The 16,605-nt window shown below is 61.0% G+C and carries 15 protein-coding genes and 2 pseudogenes; 14 read left to right on the plus strand and 3 right to left on the minus strand.

What is annotated here, in order from left to right:
- Nucleotides 1-167: 167 nt before the first annotated feature.
- From dnaN to pyrF, 4 genes are all read left to right on the plus strand, one after another.
- A complete protein-coding gene (gene dnaN, locus KX729_RS18355; RefSeq protein WP_219743933.1) occupies nt 168-1,286 on the plus strand; it encodes a DNA polymerase III subunit beta in 1,119 nt (372 codons plus the stop codon).
- A 119-nt stretch (nt 1,287-1,405) separates the two neighbouring features.
- Nucleotides 1,406-1,999 (plus strand): phospholipid N-methyltransferase PmtA, encoded by a 594-nt coding sequence (pmtA, locus tag KX729_RS18360; protein ID WP_219743934.1) that lies wholly within the window; start codon nt 1,406-1,408, stop codon nt 1,997-1,999.
- 51 nt (nt 2,000-2,050) lie between these two features.
- On the plus strand, nt 2,051-2,638 hold the full coding sequence (locus tag KX729_RS18365; protein ID WP_219743935.1) for a histidine phosphatase family protein: 588 nt from the start codon (nt 2,051-2,053) through the stop codon (nt 2,636-2,638).
- A 4-nt stretch (nt 2,639-2,642) separates the two neighbouring features.
- Nucleotides 2,643-3,335, plus strand: coding sequence for an orotidine-5'-phosphate decarboxylase (gene pyrF, locus KX729_RS18370; RefSeq protein WP_219743936.1), 693 nt, complete (start codon nt 2,643-2,645; stop codon nt 3,333-3,335).
- A 2-nt stretch (nt 3,336-3,337) separates the two neighbouring features.
- Here the strand turns inward: pyrF and KX729_RS18375 are convergent, their stop codons facing one another.
- Nucleotides 3,338-4,396, minus strand: coding sequence for a right-handed parallel beta-helix repeat-containing protein (locus KX729_RS18375; RefSeq protein ID WP_219743937.1), 1,059 nt, complete (start codon nt 4,394-4,396; stop codon nt 3,338-3,340).
- A gap of 65 nt (nt 4,397-4,461) precedes the next feature.
- On the opposite strand from KX729_RS18375, the gene KX729_RS18380 reads away from it, so the two are divergent.
- Both KX729_RS18380 and KX729_RS18385 read left to right on the plus strand, forming a co-directional pair.
- Nucleotides 4,462-4,749, plus strand: a complete 288-nt coding sequence (locus tag KX729_RS18380) for a DUF1330 domain-containing protein (RefSeq protein WP_025602651.1) — start codon at nt 4,462-4,464, stop codon at nt 4,747-4,749.
- A gap of 96 nt (nt 4,750-4,845) precedes the next feature.
- Nucleotides 4,846-5,826: a complex I NDUFA9 subunit family protein gene (locus KX729_RS18385; protein ID WP_219743938.1), complete on the plus strand. Its 981-nt coding sequence runs from the start codon at nt 4,846-4,848 to the stop codon at nt 5,824-5,826.
- Nucleotides 5,827-5,977: 151 nt separating this feature from the next.
- Here the strand turns inward: KX729_RS18385 and KX729_RS18390 are convergent, their stop codons facing one another.
- Both KX729_RS18390 and KX729_RS18395 read right to left on the minus strand, forming a co-directional pair.
- Nucleotides 5,978-6,130 (minus strand): hypothetical protein, encoded by a 153-nt coding sequence (locus tag KX729_RS18390; RefSeq protein ID WP_219743939.1) that lies wholly within the window; start codon nt 6,128-6,130, stop codon nt 5,978-5,980.
- A gap of 273 nt (nt 6,131-6,403) precedes the next feature.
- A pseudogene (locus KX729_RS18395) lies at nt 6,404-7,204 on the minus strand (undecaprenyl-diphosphate phosphatase); the annotation flags it as partial.
- A gap of 156 nt (nt 7,205-7,360) precedes the next feature.
- Between KX729_RS18395 and KX729_RS18400 the strand changes: the two are divergent.
- The 8 genes and pseudogenes from KX729_RS18400 (at nt 7,361) to KX729_RS18435 (ending at nt 16,603) form a co-directional block, all read left to right on the plus strand.
- A complete protein-coding gene (locus KX729_RS18400; protein ID WP_025602660.1) occupies nt 7,361-8,053 on the plus strand; it encodes a glutathione S-transferase family protein in 693 nt (230 codons plus the stop codon).
- Nucleotides 8,034-9,206 (plus strand): tRNA epoxyqueuosine(34) reductase QueG, encoded by a 1,173-nt coding sequence (queG, locus tag KX729_RS18405; protein WP_219743941.1) that lies wholly within the window; start codon nt 8,034-8,036, stop codon nt 9,204-9,206. Before KX729_RS18400 ends, queG begins: the two co-directional genes overlap by 20 nt.
- Entirely contained in the window at nt 9,206-10,282 is a 1,077-nt protein-coding gene (locus tag KX729_RS33560) for an SDR family oxidoreductase (protein WP_246617686.1), read from the plus strand. The genes queG and KX729_RS33560 overlap by 1 nt, the downstream gene beginning before the upstream one ends.
- Nucleotides 10,283-10,664: 382 nt before the next feature.
- Nucleotides 10,665-11,024: pseudogene (locus KX729_RS18415) on the plus strand (septal ring lytic transglycosylase RlpA family protein); the annotation flags it as partial.
- 162 nt (nt 11,025-11,186) lie between these two features.
- Nucleotides 11,187-12,476: an RsmB/NOP family class I SAM-dependent RNA methyltransferase gene (locus KX729_RS18420; protein WP_219743942.1), complete on the plus strand. Its 1,290-nt coding sequence runs from the start codon at nt 11,187-11,189 to the stop codon at nt 12,474-12,476.
- Between the two features lie 136 nt (nt 12,477-12,612).
- Complete coding sequence (locus KX729_RS18425) at nt 12,613-13,890, plus strand: imelysin family protein (protein ID WP_219743943.1); 1,278 nt, start codon at nt 12,613-12,615, stop codon at nt 13,888-13,890.
- A gap of 47 nt (nt 13,891-13,937) precedes the next feature.
- Nucleotides 13,938-15,476, plus strand: a complete 1,539-nt coding sequence (locus tag KX729_RS18430) for a di-heme oxidoreductase family protein (RefSeq protein ID WP_219743944.1) — start codon at nt 13,938-13,940, stop codon at nt 15,474-15,476.
- 11 nt (nt 15,477-15,487) lie between these two features.
- Nucleotides 15,488-16,603 (plus strand): imelysin family protein, encoded by a 1,116-nt coding sequence (locus KX729_RS18435; protein WP_219743945.1) that lies wholly within the window; start codon nt 15,488-15,490, stop codon nt 16,601-16,603.
- Nucleotides 16,604-16,605 lie beyond the last annotated feature (2 nt).

Below are 16,605 nucleotides of genomic sequence, written 5' to 3' on the forward strand. Positions count from 1 at the left end.
AACTTGAGCTGCGACAATGAATCGAGGCGCTAACCTTCCGTTCACCCCTTGCTTTTCGACGGGGTTGTCTGCCATTTTGCCCGTCCACATGATCCGGCCTCATCCAGGCAGGCAGAATTTCCGGTTCCGGGGACACCGGGCCGACACGGTCGAAAGCGATAGCGTCCATGCGTATTACTCTTGAGCGGTCCAACCTTCTGAAGTCGCTGAACCACGTGCATCGCGTGGTGGAGCGGCGCAACACGATCCCGATCCTGTCGAACGTGCTGATGCGCGCTTCAGGTAACAACCTCGATCTGAAGGCGACCGACCTCGATCTCGAAATCACCGAATCTATTCCGGCCATGGTCGAGAATGCCGGTGCGACGACGGTTCCCGCACACCTTCTCTATGAAATCGTCCGCAAGCTGCCGGACGGTTCGGAAGTGCTGCTCGCCACCAGTTCGGATGGCGGCACGATGACGGTGCAATCCGGCCGCTCGAAGTTCTCGCTGCAGTGCCTGCCGGAATCCGACTTTCCGGATCTGACTGCCGGCACCTTCTCCCATACGTTCAAGCTGAAGGCGACCGATCTCAAGATGCTGATCGATCGCACCCAGTTTGCGATCTCCACCGAAGAGACCCGCTATTACCTGAACGGCATCTTCTTCCACACAATCGAGGCCGGCGGCGACCTGAAGCTGCGCGCCGTGGCGACCGACGGTCACCGCCTCGCCCGCGCCGATGTCGTGGCGCCGTCCGGTTCGGAAGGCATGCCGGGCATCATCATTCCGCGCAAGACGGTCGGCGAGTTGCAAAAACTGGTCGACGATCCGGAAGCGATGGTCACGGTCGAAGTCTCCGATGCCAAGATCCGCCTGACGATCAACGGCATCATCATGACGTCGAAGCTGATCGACGGCACGTTCCCGGATTACCAGCGCGTCATCCCCACCGGCAACGACAAGGAAATGCGCGTCGATTGCCAGAGCTTCACGAAGGCCGTCGACCGTGTTTCGACGATCTCCTCGGAACGCGGCCGCGCGGTCAAGCTGTCGCTGACCGATGGCCAGCTGATGCTGACTGTCAATAACCCGGATTCCGGCAGCGCTACGGAAGAAGTCGCCGTCGGTTACGAACATGACCCGATGGAAATCGGCTTCAATGCCAAATACCTGCTCGACATTACCGCGCAGCTTTCCGGCGACGATGCGATCTTCATGCTGGCCGATGCCGGCTCGCCGACGCTGGTGCGCGACACGGCCGGCGACGATGCACTCTATGTCTTGATGCCGATGCGCGTCTGACTATTTAAGGCGGCTGGGAAACCAGCCGCTTTTTTCATGACGTTTGCCGGATGCGACATTTTTCTTTGTCTTTGCGGCACCGCCGCTCAAGCTTAAGAAAAATGGGAGAGGATAAAACGATGCAATTGCGCCTCAAGGAGCGGCTCGGCCGCAAGTTCGATGAGGAAATCCGGTTCTTCAAGGGCTGGATGGACGGTCCGAAACAGGTCGGCGCGATCTGCCCCACCTCCTCCGTCACTGCCAAGCGCATGGCAAGCGTCGTCGATACGACATCCGGCCTGCCGGTTCTCGAACTCGGACCCGGCACCGGTGTCATCACCAAGGCGATCCTGGCTCATGGCGTCACACCGGAAAACCTGGTGTCGGTCGAATACTCCACCGAGTTCTTCCAGAATCTGACGCGCTCCTATCCGGGCGTCAATTTCATCAACGGCGACGCTTTCGATCTCGGCAAGACGCTCGGCGCCTGGAAAGACAAGACCTTCGACAGCGTCGTCTCCGCCATCCCGCTCCTGAGCTTCCCGATGGAACAGCGCATCGCGCTGATCGACGACCTGCTCGACCGCATTCCGGCTGGCCGGCCGGTGATGCAGATCACCTACGGGCCGATCTCGCCGGTCATCGCCAGGCCGGATCGCTACAAGATCAAGCACTACGACTTCGTGATGCGCAACATCCCGCCGGCGCAGCTCTGGACCTATACGCGCGCCTAGGCCATAGAGGCCGGAACGCCATTTCCAGTTGTTTGTTTGTGAGCGCGCGAGATGACCTTCGGCCTTTACATCACCCACCCCCAGGTGCGCATCGACCCGGACGTGCCGGTGCCGAAATGGGGGCTTTCCGATATCGGACGGGCGCGGGCCGAACAGGCCGCGCAATCGGACTGGGCCAAACGCCTCGGCCGGATCGTTTCCAGCGACGAGACCAAGGCGATCGAAACGGCGCAAGTGCTGGCGGCAGCCGCCGGCATCTCGATCGAGATCGCCGAAGACACCCACGAGAACGACCGCTCGGCGACCGGTTTTCTGCCGCCGCCGGAATTCGAAAAGGCGGCCGACTGGTTTTTCGCCAATCCGAACGACAGTTTCAAAGGCTGGGAACGCGCCGCCGATGCGCAGGCGCGGATCGTTTCCGCAGTCCAGCGTATTCTGGCCGACCATGATCCTAACGTACCCATCGCCTTTGTCGGGCATGGCGGCGTCGGCACGCTCCTGAAGTGCCATCTCGCCAAGACGCCGATCGGTCGCGACCGCGACCAGCCGGGCGGCGGCGGCAATCTCTATTGTTTCGGTCTTGCGGATCGCATCATCTCGTGCGACTGGACCCCCATCGAGATTTGGAAAGGAATTTGAGCCGATGAACGCGCGCAACCGCCTGATCGTGGGCCTCGACATTCCGACCGTCGCCGAAGCCGAAAAGATGGTCTCGACGCTCGGCGACACCGTCTCCTTCTACAAGATCGGCTATCAGCTGGCCTTTGCCGGCGGGCTGGAATTTGCCCGCGACCTCGCCAAGGACGGCAAGAACGTCTTCCTCGACATGAAACTGCTCGACATCGACAACACGGTCGCAAAGGGCGTCGAGAACATCGCTAAGATGGGCATGACCATGCTCACCCTGCACGCCTATCCGAAGGCGATGCGCGCCGCGGTCGAAGCAGCCAAGGGTTCCGGCCTCTGCTTGCTCGGCGTTACGGTTTTGACTTCGATGGACGAGACCGATCTGGTCGATGCGGGCTACGAATACGATCCGCATACGCTGGTGCTGCGCCGCGCCGAACAGGCGCTAGCCGCCGGCATGGGCGGCATCGTCTGCTCGGCGGAAGAATCGTCTGCCGTGCGCAAGGTGATCGGCCCGGACATGGCACTCGTCACGCCCGGCATCCGTCCGGCAGGCTCGGAGGCCGGCGACCAGAAGCGCGTCGTCACGCCTGCGGACGCAATCCGCAACGGCTCGAGCCATCTCGTCGTCGCCCGGCCGATCGTCAAGGCGCCAGATCCGAAGGCCGCCGCCCAGGCCATTCTCGCGGAAATGCAGACCGCGTTTTAAGTCTACTGGTTGCCGGACACCTTGTTCGGCCGGTCGTCGTTGACGATGAGTTGCGGCGAACCGCCGGGCAGCTTGTTGCCGGTTACCGTATTGTTCTGTGCGCCGTCCCGATGGTCGAGGCTGTCGAGAAACGTGTTCGAACTGGTCATGCAATAGCTGTTGAACAGGCTTAAGCCCCGCCGGCTGCCGAGCCATACCGCCGGCCGGGCGCCGGATGCATCCTTGTAACGGAAGGTGTTGCCAGAGATTACATTGCGTTCGGGCTTCTGCTGACGCACTGTGCCGCCCTCGCCGCAATTGCGGTAGAGAAATACGCCGCCCTTCACCGGATTGACGAATGTATTGCCCTCGATGCGGTTTTCCGCCGAGCCATCGACCGCGACCAGTTCGCGGATGGTGGTGCGGATGTCGAACGTGTCGCCGGCAATGGTGTTGCGGGCCGATTCCGCATCCAGATAGATCGCCGTCCCGGTGGTGCTGCCGGTGAAGCGGGAATTGCTGACCGTCATGCCGGTCACGCCCGGTGCCGCATATAGCGGAATGCCGCCATTCGCCACGAAGGTGATGTTGTCGAGCGTAACATTCGCCGGCGCGGCGGCCTGCGCCCGCTCGGTATGGCCCGGCTTGGCGGATGACAGGCGAACCTGGTCTCCCTGCCCGTTGGCGCCGAGCCCCTGGATGCGGACATCGCCCTTGATCGTGCAGTTGCGGACCTGGATATTGGCTGGCGCATCCCAGCTTCCATCCGGCTTGTGAACCGATCGGATGATGACCGTCCGGGCATCGGCGACGCCGCCGTCGAGGATTGCCCCGTTGCAATCGAGTATGGCCCCGGAGGCCGCACTACCCGAGAATGCGAGCGGAATGGTGATGATGTCGGTCGCCGCAAGCGTCAGGCTGCAGGCGATCTCTACCGGCTTGGACTTGTCGGTCGCTGGTTTAGCCAAGGCGGAACGCACCGAGGCGGGACAGGCTTTTGCGGCAGCGGGCGCCGGCTGGGCCACGACGGTCGTGCCGTCGAACGAAAGACCTGCGATCAGGATGGCGGTAAACACGCGCATTATATTGACTCGTCTTCTGATTTGGCCGAATTCAAACTATCCGAACACGCCTTGGAGGAAACATCATGGCAAAGGGATACTGGATTGCACGGATGGACATCCGTGACCCCGAACGTTACAAGGACTATGTTGCCGCAACCAAGGCGCCGTTTGAAAAATTCGGTGCAAAGCCGATCGTTCGCGGCGGCGCGGCGACCGCGCTGGAAGGCACTGCGCGGGCTAGAAACGTCGTGCTCGAATTCGAGAGCGCCCAGACCGCCATCGACTGCTACAATTCGCCGGAATACCTGATCGCCGCGAAAATCCGCCAGGAAGCCGCCGACGGTGAAATCGTCATCGTCGAAGGCGTATAAAAGCGAACGTGCTGCGGGCTATGGAAACACTTCCACCCGCAGCACGATTCGGCTAAACAGCACTTGATCCTTCCCAATCTGCTCCCGGAGCGCGCCATGACCGTCAATAACCTTCCGCCCCTCGTCACCGTTTTCGGAGGTTCGGGCTTTGTCGGCAGGCATGTGGTGCGGGCGCTCGTGAAGCGCGGTTATCGCGTTCGCGTCGCGGTGCGCCGCCCTGATCTCGCGGGCTTCCTGCTGCCGGCCGGTTATGTCGGCCAGATCTCGCTGGTGCAGGCGAACCTGCGTTACCGCCAGTCGGTGCAGCGCGCCGTCGAAGGCGCTTCGCATGTGGTGAACTGCGTCGGCATCCTGTTCGAAAGCGGCCGCAACACGTTCGACGCCGTGCAGGATTTCGGCGCCCGCGCGGTCGCGGATGCCGCCAAGGCGGCCGGTGCCAAGCTCACCCATATCTCGGCGATCGGCGCCGATACCAATTCCGAATCGTCCTATGCCCGCTCCAAGGGTCGTGCCGAAACGACCATCTTCTCGATGCTGCCGGATGCGGTGATCCTGCGCCCGTCGATCATGTTCGGCCAGGAAGACAGTTTCTTCAACAAGTTCGCCTCCATGGCCCGCATGTTCCCGATCCTGCCGCTGGTCGGCGGCGGCAAGACGAAGTTCCAGCCGGTCTATGTCGAGGATGTCGCCGAGACCGTGGCGCGTTCGGTCGACGGCACGATCGCTTCCGGCAAGGTTTATGAACTCGGCGGTTCGGAAGTGCTGACCTTCCGCCAGTGTCTCGAGACCATGCTGTCGGTCACCAACCGCAAGAACCCGCTCGTTTCGCTGCCCTTCGGAATCGCCTCGCTGATCGGCAGTGTCGCTTCACTGGTGCCCTTCGTGCAGCCGCCGATCACCAGCGATCAGGTAAAACTCCTGAAGACCGACAATGTGGTCTCGCAAGCCGCGACGAACGAAGGCCGCACGCTTGCAGGCATCGGCATTCACCCGACCCTGCCGGCTTCCATCCTGCCGACCTACCTGGTTCAGTACCGGCCGCAGGGCCAGTACACCCGCTCCGGTCGTGCTGCGTGACTTGTTTACCATAACTGCTGATTAATCGGTGGAATACCGAACAGGACCTGCCCACTGAAAATGTGAGCAGGCCTTTGTATATGCTCATGATTCAAGCACATCATGTGGCACAAAGGTCGCACTTGATCATGTACTTACGTTAACACCCGGTTCAGCAAAATCCTTTATTGAATTCATCGAATGCGAGCCATAAACCTCGCAACGGAAAAATAGACTCAACCGTGACGATCAAATCCTCTCCCGAAAGGCGTTCTTCTATGGGCAAGCCCATCGCACTCTTTTTTGCGTGTGCAGCACTGGTCATTCTCGCTGGTTCCTTCATGGCTCCGCGGATGAGTGTCGCCGGCAAATTCGAATGCACCCCGGCCTATGGCGTCGATCCGTGCAGCACGGCATCGATCCATCACTGAGCGCAGTCTCGGCTACGCAGAAAAATGGCGGCTTCTCAGCCGCCTTTTTTATTTCGGCATCTCGCTTACGCTCACGGCGTAAGTGCTGGACGCAGAGCGGCCGTATTCAGACGATCGGTTCTGTGCAGCACCGCGGCAGGCTGCACATCTTCCGACTGACGCTCGGGCATCAGGTTCATCGCGATCATGCCGAGCAGGAAAATGCCGAGAATGATGCGGTAGACGGCGAAGACCGTGAACTTGTTGGTCTGGATGAAGGCCAGCAACCATTTGACGGCGATAAAGGCGACGATCGTGGACACGACAAAGGCGATGCCGAGCGAGGTCCAGTCTTCATCCGCAAAACCACCGCTTCTGAAGGTGCCGAGCAGTGAAAAGGCGCTGGCGGCATACATTGTCGGTATGCCGACGAGGAAGGCGAATTCCGTCGCGGCTGCGCGACTGCCGGTGCCGGCCAGAAGCGCTATGAAGATCGTCGTGGCGGATCGGGACGTCCCTGGAAACACACCGGCCACGACCTGACCGATGCCGACGAGAATGGCGACCAGCCATGTGATGCGGGTGCTTGGCGGCCGCTTGGCGGCCAGCCACTCGGCAAACATCATCCAGATGCCGCCTATGATGAGCGCCCAGGCGATAGGTGTGGCACTGTCTGGAAGAGTGAAGCCCATTTTCTTGACGATCAGGCCAAGCACGGCGGTGATCAGGAAGGCAACCATAAGCTTGGCGGCGTAATCACGGTTTTCCGGTTCACGCCATCCGATGAGCAGGTTGAGCAGCCGGCGCCAGTAGATGATGGTCACGGCGAGAATGGCGCCAGCCTGAATAACGATATTGAATGTATCGGAACGATGGCCCAGCCATTGCTCGGCAATGATAAGGTGGCCGGTGCTGGAGATCGGCAGGAATTCGGTGATTCCTTCAATGATGCCGAGCAGTATGGCACTGACGATAGTCTGATCCGCCATTCTTAATCCTTTATTGAGCAGATAAGGGCAGTTTTAAGCAGTTTATGAGCCGTTGCTTGTCTTGGCCCTACCAAATCCATATAGCTGCCATATGTCAGGCGGGCGCCCGAAGCAGCCAAACCCTTCCTAAATGATATTCGTGAAGTTCAAGTATCCATGCCCACTCTCTATCATCACTCCATGTCTTCGGCCTCGCGCTTCGTCCGGCTGATCCTGGCCGAATATGGCTTTCAGGCGGACCTTGCAGAAGAGCAGCCCTGGGAAAAGCGCCGGGAATTCCTGACGCTGAACCCGGCCGGCACGCTTCCGGTCTATGTCGACGACAACATGAGAGTGCTTTGTGGCCCTTCCGTGCTCATGGAATTTCTTGACGAGACCCATGGCGTGCTGAAGCGCGACCGGCGGCTTCTGGCGGAAGACCCATGGCAGCGCGCGGAAATCCGCCGCCTGACCGAATGGTTCCTGCAGAAGATGGAGCAGGACGTCACGCGGCCCCTCACTCGTGAGCGGATCTACAAGCTGCAGATGAGCACCGCCCAGGGCGGCGGTGCACCAGACAGCAAGGTGCTGCGCACCTCGCGCGCCAATATCCGCCAGCATATGAAATATCTGACCTGGCTTGCCGGTTCGCGCGAGTGGCTGGCCGGCGACCGCATGAGCTATGCGGACCTTGCCGCGGCCGCCTCCATCTCGGTGCTCGACTATCTCGGCGAGATCGACTGGACGGAATCGCCGATCGTCAAGGACTGGTATCAGCGGCTGAAATCCCGCCCCTCTTTCCGGCCCCTGCTCGCCGAGCGCGTTCGCGGCCTCACCCCGGTATCCCATTATGCGGACCTCGATTTCTGAGGCGGACCGCCGCGACGAAAAAGTTCGGCTACGGCGGGAGAAGCTGACAGCGTTCATTCGCGACGAAGCGGCGGCGCAGGGGTTCGATCTCTGTCGCATCACCGGTCCCGACAGCATTCCGCGTGCGCCGGAACGGTTGGAAATCTTCCTCGGGGACGGTCATCACGGCACGATGGACTGGATGGAAGAGACGCGCGAGCGTCGCGGCGATCCGAAGGTCCTGTGGGATCAGGTGCGCTCGATCGTGCTATTCGGCCTCAACTACGGGCCGGAGGAAGACCCGCGCGGCATTCTCGACAAACCGGACAAGGCGGCGATTTCCGTCTATGCGCGCAATCGCGACTATCACGATATTATCAAGGGCCGGCTGAAAGAGATCGCGACGCGGTTTGCGGCGCGGGCCGGCGAGGATGTGAAAGTCTTCGTCGATACGGCCCCCGTAATGGAAAAGCCGCTAGCGGAGGCCGCCGGGCTCGGCTGGCAGGGCAAGCACACCAATCTCGTCAGCCGCACGCATGGCTCCTGGCTTTTCCTCGGCAGCATGTTCACGACTGCGGACCTTGTTATAGATGAGCGCGAGCGCGATCATTGCGGCTCCTGCCGCGCCTGTCTCGATGCCTGCCCGACAGCCGCCTTTCCCACGCCCTACCGGCTCGATGCGCGGCGCTGCATTTCCTATCTGACGATAGAACATAAAGGATCGATCAATCCGGAATTCCGGCCGCTGATCGGCAACCGCATCTATGGCTGCGACGATTGCCTTGCCGCCTGTCCGTGGAACAAGTTCGCGGCAAGCGCCTCCGAGATGAAGCTGAAAGCGCGCGAGGACTTGAAGGAGCCGTCGACCGCCTTCCTGCTGACATTGGACGACCCGACTTTCCGAACTTTTTTCAGCGGCTCGCCGGTGAAACGCATCGGCCGCGACCGGTTTATCCGCAACGTGCTGATCGCCGCCGGCAATTCCGGCGATACAAGCTTCATAACGCGGGCGCAGGAACTTGCCCAAGACCCCTCCCCCACGGTGCGCGGCATGGCTATATGGGCATTGAAGCGCCTGATGCCGGAGGCGGATTTCGCGGGGTTTGCCCAAGGGCGGGCCGTGGAAGACGATCCGGAGGTGCAAGAGGAATGGAAGCTGGCAGGAGTGGCCTGATGCGCGTGATGATCTTCGGTTGCGGTTATTCCGGTCAGGCGATCGCGGGATGTTTCAGGGCCGAAGGTGCGCGGGTTTCGGGCACAGCGAGGACGGCTGAGAAGGTCGCGGAGCTTGAGGCCCGCGGGATCACGGGGTTCGTCTTTGATGGGAGTGAGTTTGGTGAGGAGCTGGCGGCTGAACTTCGGGAAGTAACGCACCTCGTTCAATCTATCCCTCCAATGAAGCTGAAGAGCGCGCAGCCCCCTCACCCGGCCTCCGCTACGCTCGGCCACCCTCTCCCCGAGGGGAGAGGAGGAAATAGCGAGCTTACGGCCTCCTCATCTTCCAAAACGGACAAGAGGAACGGCGACGGTGCGGCACTTCCCTTCTCCCCTGGGGGAGAAGGTGCCCGAAGGGCGGATGAGGGGGCTCCGCGCTCCGAGACCCGAGAAGGCGACCCACTCCTCAAACTCATTGCCGGCCGGCTCAAAATCCTCTGCCCCAAGCTCGAATGGATCGGCTACCTCTCCACCGTCGGCGTTTACGGCGATCACGGCGGCGGGTGGGTGACGGAAGAAACGCCCGGCAGCCCGATCCTCGGCCGGTCGATCGAGCGAGTGGATACGGAAGACGCCTGGGCAATCGAGGCGGAAGCGGCAGGCGTGCCGGTGGCGGCATTGCGCCTCTCGGGCATTTACGGTCCTGGCCGCAATGCCTTCGTCAACCTTGCCCGCGGCACCGCGCGCCGTATCATAAAGAGAGACCAGGTCTTCAACCGCATCCGTGTCGAGGACATCGGTGGGGCGGCGCTCTTTCTCGGTACCCGCCGCATGGGCGGCATATATAATGTGACCGACGACGAGCCCGGTTCGCCGCAGGATGTCATCGTCGAAGCCGCCCGCCTGATGGGTGTCGAGCCGCCAGCGGAACTGGATTTCGATACCGCCGACATGACCCCGATGGCGCGCTCATTCTACAGTGCCAACAAGCGCGTTTCGAATGCCAAAATCGTGGCTGCGGGCTTCCGATTCCGCTTCCCGAATTACCGCATGTCGCTTGCCGAATTGTGGTCTGAAGAGCGCTGGAGAGGATAATTCTCCCACATTGAAACAGGTGAAAATTCCTACTTTCGGCACTCTTAAAGTTATTCTTTCTTAAGATATGCGGCAGCGCATCACAAAATTTGTCCGAATAAGGCACCGAATGCCGTCTCGCGATAAATTTTTTTCGTCAATTTTCGTGATCGCAGGCCAGCGAGGATTCAAAGCGGAATGCCATTCCGCTTTCCGACTGTTTTTAAATGTTTTCTTCCGAATAACCTTAGCTGGCTTCTTAAAAAGATCGCTCGCAATCTAATCACGAATGTTACAGACTGTAACGTTCCGTGATGACAAAGCCCACTTTTCCGCCACTTTTCACCCCGCTTAGCCCCATTGCACGCAACGTGCAGGGACAAAACGAACGGGGACGACCGACTTGACAACAATTCGACGCTCGACTTTCGCCGCGGCCTCAATTGCTATTTTTGCAATGCTTGGCGCCGCGCAGGCTAATGCTGCCGGATGTGGACACGCATCCTGGTATGCCCTGGGCTCCAAGACCGCATCCGGTGAACGGATGAACGCATCGCTTCTGACGGCGGCTCACAAGACGCTGCCATTCGGCACCAAGGTGCTCGTGACCAACAAGCGCAATGGCAAAAGCGTCATCGTGCGCATCAACGATCGCGGTCCTTTCGTCCGCGGCCGGGTGCTTGACGTTTCCAAGGCGGCCGCAGCCGATATCGGCATGGTTTCCTCCGGCACCGCACAGGTCTGTTATCAGGTCGTCGATGCCAGCAGCCCGAAGATTGCCGACCAGAAGGTTGCCGGTCGTGGCCTGAAGGATATCGACGGCTGATACCAGGTCGGGGGATCTCGAAATTCCTTGGCTCTTGCCGAAATGCCCAATCGCGGATACGACGCCTCCCATACGGGTGTAACCGAAACGGAGAGTGACATGCGACTGGGCGGACGAGTGGCCGGTGCCATAGAGGTGCTGGCGGATATCGAGACGCGCAAGCGTCCTGTCGCGGATGCCCTGAAGGATTGGGGCCTCGCACACCGGTTCGCCGGTTCCGGAGACCGGGCCGCGATCGGCAATATCGTCTACGACGCGCTTCGCATGCGTCTCAGCCATGCCTGGCTGATGGATGACGACAGTCCTGTCGCACTGGCCTACGCCGTTCTCATCCGCCAATGGGATTTCACATCCGAGGCGCTGCAGGCCGAATTCACGGACGACCGTTTCGCGCCGCCGACATTGACCGAGGCAAACCTCGCGGCACTCGCCTCCCGCAAGCTCGAGGATGCGCCGCTCCACGTGCAGGCCGACATTCCCGACTGGATCCAGCCGTCCTTCGAAGCCAATTTCGGCGAGGACTGGCTGTCTGAGGCTAAGGCGCTGGCCGATCGCCCGACCCTCGATCTGCGCGCCAACACCCTGAAGGCCGGCCGCGACAAGGTGGTCAAGGCGCTGGAACGTTCGGGCGCCAAGGCTTCGCGCATCGCCCGCAACGGCATCCGGATTGCCGCCGGCGAAGGAGCGTCCCGCCTGCCCAACGTCACAGCCGAGCTTTCGTTCCAGAAAGGCTGGTTCGAAGTTCAGGACGAGGGTTCACAGATCGTCGCAGATCTGGTGCAGCCCGGCGAACACGACCAGGTGCTGGATTATTGCGCCGGCGGTGGCGGCAAGACGCTCGCCATGTCGGCTGCCATGAACAACAAGGGTCAGGTGCATGCCTATGACGCCGACCGCAAGCGGCTGGCACCGATCATCGAACGGCTGCGCCGCGCCGGCACCCGCAATGTGCAGGTGCATGACGATCCGCGCCAGCTGAACCAGCTGAAGAACAAGCTCGACGCCGTACTGGTCGATGCGCCCTGCACCGGCACCGGCACCTGGCGCCGCCGGCCGGATACCAAGTGGCGGCTGACCCAGAAGAACCTCGACGAACGCATTGCCCAGCAGCAGGAAGCGCTTTCCGAAGCCTCCGCCTTCGTAAAACCCGGTGGCGCGTTGCTTTACGTCACCTGCTCCATTCTTCCGGAAGAGAACGACGCGCAGGTCCAGCGCTTCTGCGCCGACAATCCGGAGTTCTCGATTGCGCCCGCTGCCGGCAATTGGGAGAAAATCTTCGGCAAGGATGCGCCCGCACCTCGCTCGAAAGATGCGCTGACCGTGACGCTGACCCCCGCAAGTACCGATACGGACGGATTCTTTTTCTGCCGCATGCAACGCAAAGTTTGAGCTTCGGTTGCAGAAGAAGAATGTCCCGCTCTACTTTCAAACCGTTCTAAACTAGATTGTTTGACACCAGTTTCCATTTGCGCGAAGAACCCTCGGGGTGGCCGGCGATGATCCGTGCCGCCGAAGGAGAGGGATTATGATCCGCAAGACCGTTCTCGGCGCCGCCCTGGCGCTGTTTGCCGCCTCCGCGGCTTTCGCCGTGACAGAGGCTCGGGCTGCCACGTCGAATGCTGCCGTGCTGAAGCATTATGCCGAACTGGCGCATGCCAAATACGAAGATTCGCTGACGACCGCCCAGGCGCTCGAAAAGGCCGTCGACGCCCTGATCGCAAAGCCGAGCGCCGAAGCGCTGCAGGCCGCCAGGGATGCCTGGCTTGCCGCCCGCGTTCCCTACCAGCAGACGGAAGTCTACCGTTTCGGCAACCCGATCGTCGACGATTGGGAAGGCAAGGTGAATGCCTGGCCGCTGGATGAAGGCCTGATCGACTATGTCGACGCCTCCTACGGCACCGAGAGCGACGAAAATGCGCTCTATACGGCAAACGTGATTGCCAACAAGAAGATCAAGGTCAACGGCAAGACCATGAACCTTGCCAAGTTCAACGCCAAGACCCTGCGCGGCCTCAACGAGGCCGGCGAGATCGAGGCGAACGTCGCGACCGGTTACCACGCGATTGAATTCCTGCTCTGGGGCCAGGACCTGAACGGCACCGGCCCGGGTGCAGGCAAGCGCGCCTATACCGATTACGACACGGCCAATTGCACCAATGGCAATTGCGACCGCCGCGGCGAATATCTGAAGGCGGCATCCGCTCTTCTGGTTTCCGACCTGAAGGACATGGTCGTCGCCTGGGCTCCGAAGGGCAAGGCTGCGAAGAACGTTCAGGCCAATCCGAAGAAGGGCCTCACCGCCATTCTGACCGGCATGGGCTCGCTTTCCTATGGCGAACTGGCCGGCGAGCGCATGAAGCTCGGCCTGCTGCTGCACGATCCGGAAGAAGAGCACGATTGCTTCTCGGACAATACCTACAACTCGCATCTCAACGACGCGATCGGCATCAAGTCCGCCTATACGGGTGAATATACCCGTGTCGACGGCACCAAGATGACCGGCCCGTCACTCTCCGAGCTCGTCGCCGCCAAGGATGCCGCGCTCGATACCGAGATGAAGACCAAGCTCGACGCGACGCTGACTGCCATGAACGCCATGGCTGATCGCGGCAAGAAGGTCGAGGCCTATGACCAGATGATCGGCGAAGGCAATACCGAAGGCAATGCGGTGGTCCAGAAGGCAATCGATGGCCTGATCGACCAGAGCAAGTCCGTCGAGCGCGTCATTGCTTCGCTCAAGCTGGGCAAAGTAGAGCTTGAAGGTTCCGACAGCCTCGATAATCCTGACGCCGTCTTCAAATAAGAACTGAAAAGGCGGGCCGCGGCGAAGAGCTTGCGGCCCGGATACCGATGAGAGCGTCCAAGACCCTGATCTTTTTGCTGCCGGTTCTATCGGGCGCTCTTTTTCTCGCTCCGCTGATCGCCACCGGCGGCGACATCGCTTTTCCGACCATTCGCACGGACCTCAATACAAAGGACCAGAAGCGGGTCGAAACCGTTACCAGGCCGACCACGGATTTCTCCAAGCCGGAACAGTTCGAGCTGATGGCAGGCGGTGCCGCGACGACGCGGGCCGATGTCAACGGCGATGCGTTCTCGCATTTTTCCGCCAATATCACCTTCGAGGAGGAAGGCACCTTCAAGCTCGGAAACGCGCTGTTTACGAAGCTCTGGGTCTCCGCCCCGTCCTCCACGCAGGCCTCCGACGGTCTCGGTCCGATCTTTAATGCGCGCGCCTGCCAGAGCTGCCACCTGAAGGACGGCCGCGGCCATCCGCCGGAAGGCGGCGCGGACGCGACATCGATGTTCCTCCGGCTTGCCCGTCCGGCACGCACCGATCAGGAGCGCGAGGCGATCTCGGATTTCCGCAAGCTCAATTTTCCCGATGCGGTCTATGGCGAACAGCTGCAGGATCTCGCCGTACCGGGCCTGAAATCCGAAGGCCGGATGAAGATTTCCTACACGGAAACGCCGGTGACGCTGGCCGGTGGCGAAGTCGTCAAGCTGCGCAAGCCGAGCTATTCGGTCACCGATCTCGGTTACGGCCCGATCGAAGGCGACGTGACGCTCTCACCACGTATTGCTCCACCGATGATCGGCATGGGGCTGATCCAGGCGATCCACGAAAGTGACATTCTCGCCAAGGCCGATCCCGACGACAAGGACGGCGACGGGATTTCCGGCAAGCCCTCGATGGTGCGCGACCACAAGAGCGGCGAGCTGAAGCTCGGCCGGTTCGGTTTCAAGGCGCAGAATGCCTCGATCCGCGACCAGACCTCGTCGGCCTTTGCCGGCGACATGGGCATTTCGACGCCGGACGACCCGTTCGATCATGGCGACTGCACCAAGGCGCAAGCCGCCTGCCTTGCCATGCCGACCGGTGTGCAACAGCGGCTCGGCCCCGTCGAGGCGCCGGATCCTGTCTTGCCGCTCGTCACCTTCTATTCCGAAAACCTCGCCGTGCCGGCCCGTCGCGACATCGGCGACAAGACGGTGCTGAAGGGCAAGGAATTGTTCTACAAGGCCGGCTGCAGCGATTGCCACACGCCGAAATTCGTTACCCGCCGCGATGCCGGCAACAAGGCGCATGCCTTCCAGCTGATCTGGCCCTATTCGGACTTCCTGCTGCATGACATGGGCGAAGGCCTGGCCGACGGTCAGCAGGTGGGTGTGGCGACCGGAGCGGAGTGGCGCACCCAGCCGCTCTGGGGCATCGGCCTCACCAAGACCGTCAACGGCCATACGTTCTTCCTGCATGACGGGCGGGCGCGCAATCTGACCGAAGCCATTCTCTGGCACGGCGGGGAAGCCGCGAAGGCCCGCGACGCCTTCGCCGCCCTGAACAAGCAGGACCGCCAAGACCTGATCAAATTCCTGGAATCCCTTTGAGGAGCCACCTGATGCGCAAGATTTTCGCCGCCGGACTGATTTCGCTGCTGCCGCTCGCAGCACCCCTTAGCGCACTTGCGCAGGAGGCGGACGCGGCACCTTCGGTCAACCTGCCGGAGGCGGCGGTGACCAAGGTGATGACGGCGGCGGTGGATGGCTTCATCCGGCCGGGTTACGACGCATTCCAGGCGTCTTCGGAAAAGATGACCGGTGCGATGAAGGCGCTTTGCGAGACACCGTCCAAGGCGAATTACGACGCGGCCAAAAGCGCCTTCCGCGATGCGGCCGTCAGCTGGGCGCATATCGAAATCGTCCGCGTCGGGCCGATCATCGAGCAGAACCGGTTCGAGCGCATCCTGTTCTATCCCGACCGCAAAAGCACCGGCCTCAAACAGGTTCAGGCCGTGCTCTCCAAGGCGGATGAGACGGCGACCGACCCCGCAGCTCTCGGCACCAAGAGCGTCGCGATGCAGGGGTTCGGCGCGCTGGAATATGTGCTAGCCGGTACCGGTTCGGAAGAATTGCTGAAGGCGAAGAACAGTTATCGCTGCCGTTACGGCGCGGCCGTCGCCGGCAATATCGCCAATGTGGCGAAGGAGATTTCCGACATCTGGGATGCGCCGGACGGCATCAGCAAGACCTGGGAGCGACCTGGAGCCGACAATCCGGCCTTCCGCAATGGCGGCGAGGCGATCACCGCGCTGCTCGGCATTCTGGTGCATGGTGCCGAAGCGGTGCGCGACCAGCGGATCGAGACCTTCTACAAGGGTGCCGACAAGGTGAAATTCCCGAAACAGGCGCTGTTCTGGCGTTCTGAAAACACCTGGGCCAGCGTTCGCGGCAATCTCGAAGGGCTTTCCACGCTGCTCGAAAAATCCGGCATGGTCGAACTGCTGCAGGAAAAGGACCGTCCGGTTGTCGCAGCCACGCAGGCGCAACTGAAGTCGCTGATCGAGCTGACCGCGAAGATCACGCCGGACCTCGAAAAGGCTGTCGAGAATGTGGGCGAGCGCAAGAAGCTTGATACGATGCTGGCAGACAGCAAGAGCGTCATCTCAAAGCTCAACGATGGTTACGGCGGCGCAATCGGCCTTTCTTCGGGCTTTTCCTTCGCGGACGGTGACTAAAT

Source organism: Neorhizobium populisoli, assembly GCF_019430945.1.
In the GTDB taxonomy this organism is placed as follows: domain Bacteria; phylum Pseudomonadota; class Alphaproteobacteria; order Rhizobiales; family Rhizobiaceae; genus Neorhizobium; species Neorhizobium populisoli.